Raw genomic sequence first — 12,207 nt, forward strand, 5'->3', positions numbered from 1 at the left:
GCCCGCGCCGGAGCCACATGACCGACACCACATCCGCCCCGGCCCGTACGCCGCGTTCCCGCCCGCTGCGACGCCTCCGCGCCGCCGGCCGCGCCGCGCTGGTCGTCGCCGCCCTCGTGGCGCCGATGCTGACCGTGCCCGCCCACGCGACGCCGACGCCGACGCCGTCGGGCCCTGAGCTGTCGGGCGAGACCGAACTGACCCTGTCACCGGTGGGCAACGGCATCGTGCGCCCCGGCGAGCAGCTGGCCGTGTCGGCGACCATCGTCAACGGCACCGCGTCCACCGTGCCGGGCACGACCGTGACCCTGGAACTGGGCCCCGAGCCGATCGCCGACCGCAGCGCACTGGCCTCGTGGCTGGCCGACTCGGCACCGGCACCGCTCACTCCGGTGGCGGAGGCGCCCGTGGATGCGGTGGCCTCGGGCGCCGACGCGACCTCGGCGATCGTGGTGCCCCCGGAAACGCCGACCCTGGCCGAGCGGGGGGCGGGGGTGTACCCGCTGCGTGCGTCGGCCGTCGTGGCGGGAGAGACGCTCGCCTCCACGAGCGTCGTGATCGTTCCCGACGACGCGGTGGCGGCGTCGGTGGCCGTGGTCGTGCCCATCACCGCGCCACCCGGAACCGCGGGTCTGCTCGGCATCGACGACCTCGCCGAGCTCACCGCGCCCGACGGCGAGCTCACCGCGCAGCTGGATGCCGTGGAGGGGACGAACGCCATCCTGGCCGTGGATCCGGCCCTGCCCGCCGCGATCCGCGCGCGCGGATCGGCAGCGCCGGACAGCGCCATCGAGTGGCTCGCGCGCCTGGAGGCGTCGCCGCTGACCCGTTTCGCGCTGCAGTTCGGTGACGCCGACCTCGCCACGCAGGTGCACGGGGGCCTGCCCACGCCCCTTCAGCCGACGTCCTTGGCGTCCTACCTCTCGCCCGAAGTCCTGGCCGACCCCCCGACGCCCACGCCCACGCCCACGGCGACGCCCACCGGCTCGCCCGCGCCCACGGATGCCGCGGACGAGCCGGCTGACACCGATGCTCTGCCCGACCTCGCCCAGCTGACCGCGATCGGAGATCCGAGCCAGGCGGGGATCTTCTGGCCGGCGACCGGTTCGGCCGGCGGCGATGTGATCGCCGCGCTCGGCGCGACCACGGTGGACGGGGCTCCCCCCTCACGCTGGTCCCCTCGGACACGACCTCGGCGGGCAGCGACAACCGCACCGTGCGCGCCCGCGCGACGGCCGCAGGTGCACAGCTGCTCGTGTACGACTCCGAGATCTCCGCGGCGCTGCACCGCGCGGCCGGCCAGACCGACACGCCCCGCCGGGCCGCGTCGTTGACCGAGGCCACCGCGTACCTGGCCTTCGCGGCGCGCGAGAGCGGCGGGCAGCCGATCCTCGTCACCGTCGACCGCGGCACCGACCGCGAGCGCGTGGGGTTGCGCACCGCGCTGAACGCCGCGGCGCTGGCCCCCGGCGTGACCGCGGTGGAGCTGCCGGCCCTCACCGCCGCCGAACCGGTCGACGTGACCGTCGGGGAGATCGCCGCCGACGCCGCCCGCGTGGCCGAGCTCACGCAGCTGCTCGGCGACGAGGCCCAGATCGCGAGCTTCGCGACGATCCTGACGGATCCGGCCCTGCTCACTGGGCGCCAGCGCGCGGAGATCCTGCAGCTCCTGGCCGTGGCATGGCGGGCTGACCCCGACGCCGCCACCGCCGCGCTGACGGCACACCGCGAGCAGACGCGCGAGACCCTCGATGCCGTCGGCATCCTGCCCTCCAGCACGCTCAACCTCATCAGCTACGACGCGAACTTCGGTCCGTGGGTGCGCAACGACCTCCCCTACGAGGCGAACCTGGTCCTCATGGCCCAGCCCAACGACCCGCGCCTGGTGGTGACCGACCGCACCGAGGTCGTTGCCGCCGCCGCCCAGAACACACGCGTCACCATCCCGGTGCAGGCGCGGATCGGCAACGGCAGGGTGACCCTGACGATGCAGCTGTACAGCCCGACCGGCGTGCCGATCGGCGCGGTGCAGAGCGCCGAGGTCGAAGTGCGCGCCGAATGGGAGACCATCGGCCTCGTGATCCTCGTCAGCCTCATGGTGCTGTTCGTAGGACTGGGGATCTTCCGCACGGTGCGGCGACGTCGCGCCCGGGCACTCGAGCAGGCCGAAGCCTCGCTCGAACCGGAGGTCCGCACCGACGACCCCGGACCGGAGGTGACCTCGTGACCAGCCTCGGCCGCGCGAGCCTCCTCATCGGCGCCGGCACCGTCGTCTCCCGGCTCACCGGATTCCTGCGGGCGATCGTGCTGGTCTCCGCGGTCGGCGCGACCACCGAGGCCGGCAACGCCTTCGCGATCGCGAACCAGCTGCCGAACAACATCTACGCGATCATCTCCACGGGCCTGCTGAGCGCCGTGGTGGTGCCTCAGATCGTCAAGGCTGCCGCGCACGACGACGGCGGGCGCGCGTTCGTGTCGAAGCTGTTCACCCTGGGCACCGTCGCACTGCTGGCCGTCACGGTGCTCGCCACCGCCGCCGCACCGCTTCTCGTGCAGCTGTACGCACCCGGGTTCCCCCCGGAGCAGCAGGCGCTGGCGACGGCGTTCGCGTACTGGTGCCTGCCGCAGATCCTGTTCTACGGTCTGTACGCCCTCGTCGGCGAATCACTGAACGCCCGCGGCGTCTACGGCCCGTTCACGTGGGCACCGATCGTCAATAACGTCGTCTCGATCGCCGGCTTCGGCGCGTTCATCGTGCTGTTCGGCTCCATCTCGGCCGTGGACTCCTGGACGCCCGAGATGATCGCCGTCCTCGCCGGCACGGCCACGCTCGGAATCGTCGTCCAGGCGGGAATCCTGTTCGCCTTCTGGCGCCGCACCGGGCTGCAAGTCCGCCCCGACTTCCGCTGGCGCGGCGTCGGGCTCGATCAGATCGGGCGCCTGGCGGGTTGGACCTTCCTCATGGTCGTCGTCGGTCAGCTCGCCGGACTGGTGCAGTCGCGCGTGCTCTCGGACGCCGCCCAGCTGTACCCGGGCGTCATGGTGTCGCAGAACGCGTGGCTGCTGTTCATGCTGCCGTACTCGATCATCGTGCTCTCGATCGGCACCCCCTTCTTCACCCGCCTCAGCCAGCACGCCGCAGCCGGCCGCGACGACGACGTGCGCGCTGACATCATCCGCAGCATCCGCATCCTGGGACTCTTCGTCGTGGCCGCCACCGCCGCCCTCGCCGTGGCAGCGGTGCCCGCCTCCCGGATCTTCACCGGCAGCACGGATGAAGCCGTCGCTGCCGCCGGCGTGCTGCTGTGCTTCCTGGTGTGCCTGATCCCCCTCGCCGTGCTGTTCGTCGTTCAGCGCACGTTCTACGCCTATGACGACACCCGCACGCCCTTCTTCTTCACCCTCCTGCAGGCGGCCCTCGTCGCCGCGACGGCCCTGGGCGCGCAGGCGGCGCTGAACGCCGGGGTGCTGGGCATCGAACACCTCGCCGCCGCGATCGCGCTCGGCCAGGCGCTCGCGAGCACCGTGCAGGTGATCATCGCGACGATCCTCCTGCATCGGCGGCTGGGCGGGATCGGCGTGCGCGCGTGGCTCACCGCGTTGGGTCGCTTCGTCATCGCCGCGGTGCCGGCTGCCGCCGCCGGATGGGGCGTCTTCCTCCTGCTGGGCGGCACCGGGGGGTGGACCACGGCCGACAAGCTTCTGGGGGCGCTCGGCGCCGGGATCATCGGCTCCGTCGTGCTCGTGGTGTACGTCGGGGTCCTCGCGCTCATGCGGGCTCCCGAACTGGCCCCCGCGGCCGGGATGCTGCGCCGTTTTCTGCCACGCGGATGACCCCCGGGGCCGCGGAATAACCCGGGGATACGATGGGTTGACACTCGAGGAACACACGAAGGGGGCGACGCACGTGCGTCACGTCATCATCATCGGATCCGGCCCCGCAGGCTACACCGCGGCCATCTACGCCGCTCGCGCGAACCTCGAGCCGCTCGTGGTCGCCAGCTCCGTCGAGGCGGGCGGTGAGCTCATGAACACCACCGACGTGGAGAACTTCCCCGGCTTCCCCGAGGGCATCCAGGGCCCCGACCTCATGACCCGCATGCAGGAGCAGGCCGAACGCTTCGGCGCCGAGGTCATCTACGACGACGTCGTGTCGCTCGACCTCGACGGCGACGTCAAGACGGTCACGCTGGGAAGCGGTGCGGTGCACACCGCCGCATCCGTCATCTACGCCACCGGCTCGGCGTACCGCAAGCTCGGCCTCGCGGGCGAGGAGCGGCTCTCCGGCCGGGGAGTGTCGTGGTGTGCGACGTGCGACGGCTTCTTCTTCCGCGACCGCACGATCGCCGTCGTCGGTGGCGGCGACTCCGCGATGGAGGAGGCGACCTTCCTCACCAAGTTCGCCTCGAAGGTCTACATCATCCACCGCAAGGACACCCTCCGCGCCTCCAAGATCATGCAGGAGCGTGCGCTGGCGAACGACAAGATCGAGTTCATCTGGAACGCCGAAGTCGCCGACATCCTCGGCGAGGATGCGGTGAACGGCGTCGTCCTGCGCTCCACGGTCGACGGATCGACGCGCGAGCTGGCCCTGGACGGCCTGTTCGTCGCCATCGGCAACGACCCGCGCACGCACCTGGTGCACGGCATCCTCGACCTCACCCCCGAGGGGACGATCTGGGTCGACGGACGCTCCTCCCGCACCTCGGTGCCGGGTGTCTTCGCCGCCGGCGATGTCATCGACCCCACGTACCGGCAGGCGATCACCGCCGCCGGCACCGGGACCGTGGCCGCCCTCGATGTCGAGCACTACCTCGCGGCGCGCGGTCAGGCCGGCCAGCCAGAAGTGAGCGAAGACCAGATCGAAGGCCTCCCCGGCGCCGAAGCGGCCTGAGGAACAATCGCGCGCGCCGGCGCGTTACCGCTAAGACAAGCTTCCCGAAAAGGAGAACAAGATGAGCGCAAAGGCAACGACCTCTGCGACCTTCGAGCAGGACGTGCTGCACGCCGAAGGTCCCGTACTGGTGGATTTCTGGGCTGAATGGTGCGGCCCGTGCCGGATGGTCTCCCCCATCCTCGACGAGATCCAGGCCGAGAACCCGGAGAAGATCACCGTTCTCAAGCTCAACGTCGATGAGAACCCCGACCTGGCCATGAAGTACCAGATCACGTCGATCCCGGCGATGAAGGTCTTCCAGGGTGGCGAGGTCAAGACGACCATCATCGGCGCCAAGCCCAAGTTCGCCCTCGAGAAGGACCTGGCCCAGTACATCGGCTGAGAAACCCTCGGACACACCCCCGGCCCTCTGCGGAGTGCCGGGGGTTTTCGTTGCGTCAGGCGCGGCTCAGGTGGCGTCTGAGCGGACCGTGGCGTCCCACCGGCGGTACGACTCGTCCTCGCCCAGCAGACGCCACACAGCGCGGGTGAGCGCGGGATACTCGATCGCGATCTGGCGGAGCACCCGATAGTGACGTGCCCGATTGGGGCGCACGCCGCCGTTCTCGGCGATGTTCTCGGCCCGGAGGGTCAGCACCACGAGTTCATCGACGGTGGGGAGGTCTTCCATGAACTCCCACGGGTCCTCGCCGTCCATGAGTCGCTCGTGCACCAGCACCGACAGCTCATCCGCGGCTTCCGCCCGCAACAGCTCCAGGCTCGCCCTGCGGCGCGGGGAGTCGTCGTGGGATGCCATACCTCCAGCGTACGACGGCCCGTCGCGCCATCGACCGCCACTGCCGATCAGGGGATAATCCGGCGTACATGCCGTCATCGGCATGTACGCCGCGCTCAGCCCCCGAATCCGTCCTCACCCAGTTCAGCCAGGATGCGATTCAGGTCCTGGATGGTGGCAAAATCAATCACGACCTGGCCTTTTTTGGCGGACAGGGACACACGCACACGCGTGTTGAGGCGATCGCCGAGTCGCTCGGCCACCTCCTCCAAGTGCCCGCGCCGCGAGCCGGCCTTGGGAGCAGTACGACGCGCCCCGGCGTCCGCGCTCTTCGCGGCTGCCTCCGCTGCACGCACCGAGAGATCCTCGTTCACGATCTTGTCGGCGAGCTTCCGCATCGATGACTCATCCTCGAGTGAGAGGATCGCGCGCGCGTGGCCGGCGCTGAGCACACCCGCTGCCACGCGCTGCTGAACTGGCATCGGGAGGCGCAGGAGTCGGATCGTGTTGCTGATCTGCGGGCGCGACCGGCCGATACGGGAGGCCAGCTCCTCTTGTGTGATCCCGAAATCCTCCAGCAGCTGCTGGTAGGCGGACGCCTCTTCCAGCGGGTTCAGCTGCGACCGGTGGAGGTTCTCCAGCAGAGCGTCACGAAGCAGGTGCTCGTCGGCGGTCTCGCGGACGACGGCGGGGATCGACGTCAGGCCCGCATCGCGGGCGGCGCGGGTGCGGCGCTCACCCATGATGAGCTCATACCGGCCCTCCCCCACGTCACGGACGACGATCGGCTGGAGAACCCCGAACTCACGCACGCTGTGGACCAGCTCCGCGAGGTCATCCGCATCGAAGTGCGTGCGCGGCTGTCGCGGGTTGGGTACGACGGCGTGCGGGTCGATGGAGACCAGGCGCGCACCGGGAACCGCGACGAGGTCGCTCTGCTGCTGCGCCTTCTCCGCTGCCGCACGTTCGGTCGCCGCATCCGCCGACGCACTCTCCGGCGCGCCGGGGAAGAAGACGTCGACCGGCCGTGCCTCCGACAGCTCCGTCGTGGGGATCAGCGCGCCGATCCCCCGTCCCAGTCCAGTCCGCTTCGCCATCAGGATTCCTTCTCTTTCGTACCGCGTTGAATGATCTCGACCGCTGCCTCGCGGTAGGCCACCGCGCCCGCCGATTGCCCGTCGTAGGCGATCACGGTCTGACCGAAACTGGGAGCCTCCGACACGCGCACCGACCGCGGGATCACCGTGCGGAGCACCTCCTTGGGGAAATGCGCTCGGACCTCTTCGGCCACCTGCTGGGCCAGACGGGTGCGCCCGTCGTACATCGTCAGCATGATCGTGGAGACGTGCAGGCCGGTGTTGAGGTGCCGCTGGATCATCCGGACGCTGCCCAGCAGCTGGCTGAGACCCTCGAGCGCGTAATACTCGCACTGAATCGGGATCAGAACCTCGGATGCCGCCGTGAAGGCGTTGATCGTGAGAAGACCCAGCGACGGCGGGCAGTCGATGATCACGAAATCCATGCGGTGGTCGTCGGAAGCCAGGTAGTCATCGAGCGCCGTGCGCAGGCGATGCTCGCGGGCCACCTGCGACACCAGCTCGATCTCCGCACCGGCCAGGTGGATCGTGCTCGGTGCACAGAAGAGGTTCTCCGACTCCGGGCTCTGCTGCACGATGTCAGCGAGGGGGAACTCATCGATGAGGACGTCGTACACGCTCGGGGTGTCGGCCGTGTGCGGGACGCCGAGCGCCGTGGAGGCGTTGCCCTGCGGGTCGAGGTCGATCACCAGGACGCGGGCGCCGACGCCGGCCAGGGCCGCGGCCAGATTCACGGCGGTCGTGGTCTTTCCCACGCCGCCCTTCTGGTTCGACACGGTGAAGACGCGGGTCTGCGTCGGCATTTCCACCGCCACTTCCTCCAGTGCGCGCCGGCGGGCGGAGAGATCCGCCAACTCACGGGCGATCGGCGAGTCGAAGGTGACGCCAGACCCGGAGTCGTCGGATTGTTTCACGTGAAACGCTCTCCCTCGGCGATCGGATCCAGACGGTTCAGTCTACCCGCGACCGCCGACGCCAGATGACGAGGGTGTGGCGTGGCGTCGCCCCTGCGCACGCGCGTTTCACGTGAAACATCGGCCCGTTTCACTGAGCCATCCGGCCGCGGGATCGAGGCAGGCGGGGACGCAGCCCGGACTTGACGTCTGGCCCGAGGGGGCACCGCGGCGGGCATCGTCGGGTTTGTCCGCGTCGTTTCGCGCGGAATTCAGGCGCGATCGGCCTTACGCCACTGCATCAGCCGCCGCAGCGCGGAATCGCATGCGTTCTGCGCGAACAGCGGATGCCACGCAGCGCCTGCGCCGGCCCCGCCGGGACTTCGGTGCCCGGGCGCTGAGGCCCCCACGGATAGGGCCGGTCGTGCCGGATGAGTCGGTCGCGGCCATCGCGCCGCACAGGCTTCAGGTGCGTTCGGCGTACGCCGCCACATCCCCGGAACAACGCGAAATCCCCTGAGTTCTGCGCAAACGGCGGGTGCCGCGCCGCGCGGAGTTCACGTGCGATCGGCCTCGGGCCGCTGCATCCGCCGCCCCGGGCGGAATCGCCTGAGTTCTGCGCGAATGACGGGTGCCGCGCCGCGTCTTGCGAGGCCTCCGCCCGCCCACCACGTGGACGCCCGCCGCCAGTTGCCGCTGCGGCCGCCTACGAATAAGGGCCGGGCATGCCGCGGCGGTCCGCCACCGCGTCGTGTCAGATCGTGTCACGTCGCGCAGAACTCGGGGCGATGGGCCTTGCGCCGCTGCATCCGGCGCCCGACGGCGGATCGCCGGAGTTCTGCGTGAGCCCCGCTCCCCTTACGCTGCTGCCGCAGCGGCCACGGCACCTGGGCCGGTGGACATCGCCGAAGCCACCTTTGACGCCCCAGGGCAGGATGTTTCACGTGAAACGGCGCTATACGCAACCGGGGCCACATGACTTCGGGTCGCTTCTCCCCTGAGCGAGGATGGCACGGCGAAATTCAACCGGCCCCGCCATGCCGTCCGCTCCATGGACAACCAACTCCGGTGTGTGTCTGTCCGAGCGGGCAGGTCGGCTCACCAATCGTTCGCAGAGCGAAGATCGAGCTAGGCGCGGACCCGCGCGCGTACGACCCTGGTCGGTTCCTCGAGGACGTCGGCCCCGATGGTCTCCACGCGCACGTCGGTCAGACGATGCGCACGGATCTGCTTGGCCGCAGCCTCGATCTCCTTCTGCGCGTTCGCGCCCTTGAGGAGGATCAGTTCTCCGCCATCGCGCACGAGCGGAGCGGTGAACGGGATGAGCGTGCGCAGCGCACTGACTGCGCGGGCGGTGACCGCGTCGAGGGTGCCCGCTCCCGCCCACTCCTCGCCACGAGAACGCACCACCTCGACGTTGGCCAGGCCCAGCTCCGCAACCTGCTCGGTGAGCCAGGCTGTGCGGCGCTCCATCGGCTCGATCAGCACCCACGACACATCGGGTCGGGCGATGGCGAGCACCAGGCCGGGCAGCCCTGCCCCCGAGCCGACATCGCCGACCCGTCCCGAGAACAGAGGGGCGATGATCGCGCTGTTGAGCACATGACGGGACCAGATCCGCGCCGGCTCCAGGGGTCCGATCAGGCCGCGCTCCTCGCCGTGCCGCGCCAGTGCATCCGTGAATGCGCGGGCGACCTCGATCCGGTCGCCGAAGACCGCAGCAGCGGCGGGGGGTTCGGGTTCGACGTCGATCATCGATGTTTCACGTGAAACGTCAGGCGCGACGCAGCACGGTGTGGCGGTCGGCGCCCTCACCGTACGACTCCGACACCAGTCCACGGTCGGCCGCGATGTCGTGGATGAGCTTGCGCTCGTAGCTCGACATCGGCGGAAGAGACGCCTGTGAGGCGCCCTCGTCCAGGCGCTCGACGGCGCGCTCGACCAACTGTTCGAGCTCCCGCTGCCGGATGTCGCGCGAGCCGGCGATGTCCAGAATGAGGCGCGAGAACCGGCCGGTGCGGTTCTGCACGGCGAGCCGCGTCAACTCCTGCAGCGCCTGCACCGTGTCGGGGTCCGAGATACGCGAAAGCGAATCGGATGCCTCGGCCTCGACCGAGACGTAGGCGCGACCACCACGGACCTCGAGCGCCAGATCACCGTCGATGTCGGCGATGTCGAGGAGCTCCTCCAGGTAGTCCGCTGCGACGTCGGATTCCTGCTCGAGCTGCTCGTCTGTGGCGTCGACCGCGGCGGCGGGGGCGACGTCAGTGGATTCGGAGGTCATGATCGTCCTTCGTACGTCAGGAGGTGGTGGGGGAGTCGGGGGAGGGAGACCCGTCGGCGGGCTTCGGCGCGCCACCGGATGAGGGGCGCTTGGGTCCCTGCTGACCCGGTCCCGGCTGCTTGGTTCCGGGCTGCTTGGGGGCCTGCTTCTTCGCACGCTGCTTCCCGACCGGCTGCTGGCGCTTGGGCGCCGCGGCACGCGCACGCTCGGCCTCCTCGAGGAGACGCTGCTGCTCGGCCTGGTACTTCTCCATGGAGACCACCTTGCCGCTGGAATCGATCGCCTTGCCCTTGCGCGCAAGCCGCTCTTCGCGGGCCTTGGCCGCATCCGAACCCGGTGTCGGCATTTCACGGATCACGATGAACTGCTGGACCATCGTCCACAGGTTGCTCACGAACCAGTAGATGACGACGCCGAGGGGGAAGAAGACACCGGAGAAGATGAAGGCCAACGGCAGGATGTACAGCATGACCCGCTGCATCTGGTAGGCCTGGCCGGTCTTGGCCTCGGGGGACAGGTTCTTCGAGATGATCTGCAGCTGCGTGAAGAACTGCGAGGCGATCATGAGGATCACGAGCACGACGAGGATCGTGATCGCCACGCCGTTGCTCGTCTCGACGGCGTTGATGAGCGTCTCGTGGAGGGAGGCGACGCCGAACAGCTTGGCGTCGTAGAACTCCTGAGTGAGCGCGTTGTCGAGCAGACCCACACCACTGAACGTCGGGTCTTTCGCGATCTTCTGCACGTCGTTGAGCACGCTGAACAGGGCGAAGAAGATGGGCATCTGCACGAGGAGGGGCAGGCAGCTCGACACCGGTGTCGTGCCGTGCTTCTTGTACAGCGCCATGGTCTCGCGGCTCATCGCCTCACGCGAGAGCTGATCCTTCTTACCGCGATACTTCTCCTGAACTTTCCGCAGTTCAGGGGCAATTTCCATCATCTTGCGCTGGCTCTTGATCTGCCGCACGAAGAGGGGGATCAGCGCCGATCGCAGCACGATCACCAGGCCGATGATGGACAGCACCCACGTGATGCCGTCCGCCGGCGGAAGGCCGATCAGTGTGAAGAGTGCGTGCCACCCGACGAGCACGAGTTCCACGGCCCACTTGAGCGGCCAGAGGATGATTCCGATGAGATCCATTACGGATCAGTCCTTTCCAGGGGGCACGACGAAACCGTGCGGGGTGAGGTCGTAGCGGAAAGCGCGGTGCGGTTTCACGTCGTCGATGCCGCCCTGAGCCCAGGGATGGCATCGTGCCAGGCGTGCCGCCGCCAGCGCCGCGCCCTTGAGCAGTCCGTGCTGCTGGACAGCGCCGACCGCATACGCCGAGCAGGAGGGATAGTACTTGCACACATCGCCATATACATGGGAGATGGTTGCGCGATAGCCGTGAAGCAGGGCCAGGCCGGCGTTGCGCGGCACGAGCGGCAGTGCGCGCACGAGATTCGGGGCCGTGAGCGTGGCCGACCCGACGAAGGCAGTGGGGAGAGTCGCGACGCTCACGCCGCTGCCCTCCGCTGCAGGCACCGGGTGACCTCGGCGCGCAGGGATGCGAAATCGGCGGTCGCCGCGCTCGGCAGTGCGCGGATCACGACGTCCACGTCGGGCCGCATCGTGGGGAGCACCTCGGCACACACGGCCTTGAGGCGCCGGCGCACGGTGTTGCGCACGACGGCCGGTCCGACCTGCCGGCTCACGATGAAACCGAACCGAGCCACCGCGGGATCACCGGCACGCCCGACATAGGTGACGGTGTGCGCTCCTGCGCACCGGGTACCTCGCCGGACGGTGGCCTTGTAATCCGATCCGCGGGTGAGTCGGTTCGGTTTCGCGAGCACTGGGGCAGGTCAGGCGGACAGCTCGGTGCGCCCCTTGGCGCGACGAGCGGAGAGGATGCCGCGGCCTGCGCGCGTGCGCATACGTGCACGGAAGCCGTGCTTCTTGGCGCGGCGACGGTTGTTCGGCTGGAACGTACGCTTGCTCATGAGGTCACTCCGGAGGTGGTGTTCCCCGGGAGCTCATACCGGGGATGATGCGGATCGGGGACTGCCGTATAGGCATAAGTCAACCGACTAAGGCTACGTCGGGACGGGGGATAACTCAAACCGGCCGATCCGCAGGCGCACATTATCCCCAACCTCGCAGCGCATCCCCAGGGGACACGCGGGCCGGATTCACGCTGGGGGTTTGCTCTCCGAACGGTCCCTGACTAGCGTGTCTCCGTCAGTTATCCACAGGCTCGATGCGCCGTTTCGGCGCG

Annotated in this window: 14 protein-coding genes; 5 read left to right on the forward strand and 9 right to left on the reverse strand. The window is 69.2% G+C overall.

Features of this window, described 5'->3' with window-relative positions; translation table 11 throughout:
• Nucleotides 1–17: 17 nt before the first annotated feature.
• The 5 genes from F6J85_RS17520 to trxA all read left to right on the forward strand — a co-directional run bounded on the left by F6J85_RS17520 (nt 18) and on the right by trxA (nt 5,279).
• Nucleotides 18–1,334 (forward strand): hypothetical protein, encoded by a 1,317-nt coding sequence (locus F6J85_RS17520; RefSeq protein WP_150927039.1) that lies wholly within the window; start codon nt 18–20, stop codon nt 1,332–1,334.
• Nucleotides 1,256–2,227: a DUF6049 family protein gene (locus F6J85_RS17525; protein ID WP_150927041.1), complete on the forward strand. Its 972-nt coding sequence runs from the start codon at nt 1,256–1,258 to the stop codon at nt 2,225–2,227. Before F6J85_RS17520 ends, F6J85_RS17525 begins: the two co-directional genes overlap by 79 nt.
• Nucleotides 2,224–3,834, forward strand: a complete 1,611-nt coding sequence (murJ, locus tag F6J85_RS17530) for a murein biosynthesis integral membrane protein MurJ (protein ID WP_150927043.1) — start codon at nt 2,224–2,226, stop codon at nt 3,832–3,834. Before F6J85_RS17525 ends, murJ begins: the two co-directional genes overlap by 4 nt.
• A 73-nt stretch (nt 3,835–3,907) precedes the next feature.
• Entirely contained in the window at nt 3,908–4,894 is a 987-nt protein-coding gene (gene trxB, locus F6J85_RS17535) for a thioredoxin-disulfide reductase (protein WP_150927597.1), read from the forward strand.
• 61 nt (nt 4,895–4,955) lie between these two features.
• The gene (gene trxA, locus F6J85_RS17540) at nt 4,956–5,279 is read left to right on the forward strand and encodes a thioredoxin (protein WP_150927045.1); all 324 of its coding nucleotides are present in this window, start codon (nt 4,956–4,958) and stop codon (nt 5,277–5,279) included.
• Nucleotides 5,280–5,345: 66 nt separating this feature from the next.
• Here trxA and F6J85_RS17545 read toward each other — a convergent pair whose 3' ends face one another.
• The 9 genes from F6J85_RS17545 to rpmH all read right to left on the reverse strand — a co-directional run bounded on the left by F6J85_RS17545 (nt 5,346) and on the right by rpmH (nt 11,932).
• Entirely contained in the window at nt 5,346–5,693 is a 348-nt protein-coding gene (locus F6J85_RS17545; RefSeq protein ID WP_150927046.1) for a tryptophan synthase subunit alpha, read from the reverse strand.
• Nucleotides 5,694–5,788: 95 nt separating this feature from the next.
• Nucleotides 5,789–6,769, reverse strand: a complete 981-nt coding sequence (locus F6J85_RS17550) for a ParB/RepB/Spo0J family partition protein (protein ID WP_150927048.1) — start codon at nt 6,767–6,769, stop codon at nt 5,789–5,791.
• Nucleotides 6,769–7,683: a ParA family protein gene (locus tag F6J85_RS17555; RefSeq protein WP_150927050.1), complete on the reverse strand. Its 915-nt coding sequence runs from the start codon at nt 7,681–7,683 to the stop codon at nt 6,769–6,771. The genes F6J85_RS17550 and F6J85_RS17555 overlap by 1 nt, the downstream gene beginning before the upstream one ends.
• 1,107 nt (nt 7,684–8,790) lie before the next feature.
• A complete protein-coding gene (rsmG, locus tag F6J85_RS17560) occupies nt 8,791–9,417 on the reverse strand; it encodes a 16S rRNA (guanine(527)-N(7))-methyltransferase RsmG (RefSeq protein WP_150927052.1) in 627 nt (208 codons plus the stop codon).
• Nucleotides 9,418–9,436: 19 nt separating this feature from the next.
• Entirely contained in the window at nt 9,437–9,946 is a 510-nt protein-coding gene (locus tag F6J85_RS17565; RefSeq protein ID WP_150920247.1) for a Jag family protein, read from the reverse strand.
• Between the two features lie 16 nt (nt 9,947–9,962).
• The gene (yidC, locus tag F6J85_RS17570; RefSeq protein ID WP_150920246.1) at nt 9,963–11,087 is read right to left on the reverse strand and encodes a membrane protein insertase YidC; all 1,125 of its coding nucleotides are present in this window, start codon (nt 11,085–11,087) and stop codon (nt 9,963–9,965) included.
• Between the two features lie 6 nt (nt 11,088–11,093).
• Entirely contained in the window at nt 11,094–11,387 is a 294-nt protein-coding gene (gene yidD / locus F6J85_RS17575; RefSeq protein WP_420846149.1) for a membrane protein insertion efficiency factor YidD, read from the reverse strand.
• 59 nt (nt 11,388–11,446) lie between these two features.
• Nucleotides 11,447–11,785 (reverse strand): ribonuclease P protein component, encoded by a 339-nt coding sequence (rnpA, locus tag F6J85_RS17580; protein WP_150927057.1) that lies wholly within the window; start codon nt 11,783–11,785, stop codon nt 11,447–11,449.
• A 9-nt stretch (nt 11,786–11,794) separates the two neighbouring features.
• Nucleotides 11,795–11,932 (reverse strand): 50S ribosomal protein L34, encoded by a 138-nt coding sequence (rpmH, locus tag F6J85_RS17585; protein ID WP_055952712.1) that lies wholly within the window; start codon nt 11,930–11,932, stop codon nt 11,795–11,797.
• Nucleotides 11,933–12,207 lie beyond the last annotated feature (275 nt).

This window comes from Microbacterium lushaniae, assembly GCF_008727775.1.
GTDB lineage: Bacteria > Actinomycetota > Actinomycetes > Actinomycetales > Microbacteriaceae > Microbacterium > Microbacterium lushaniae.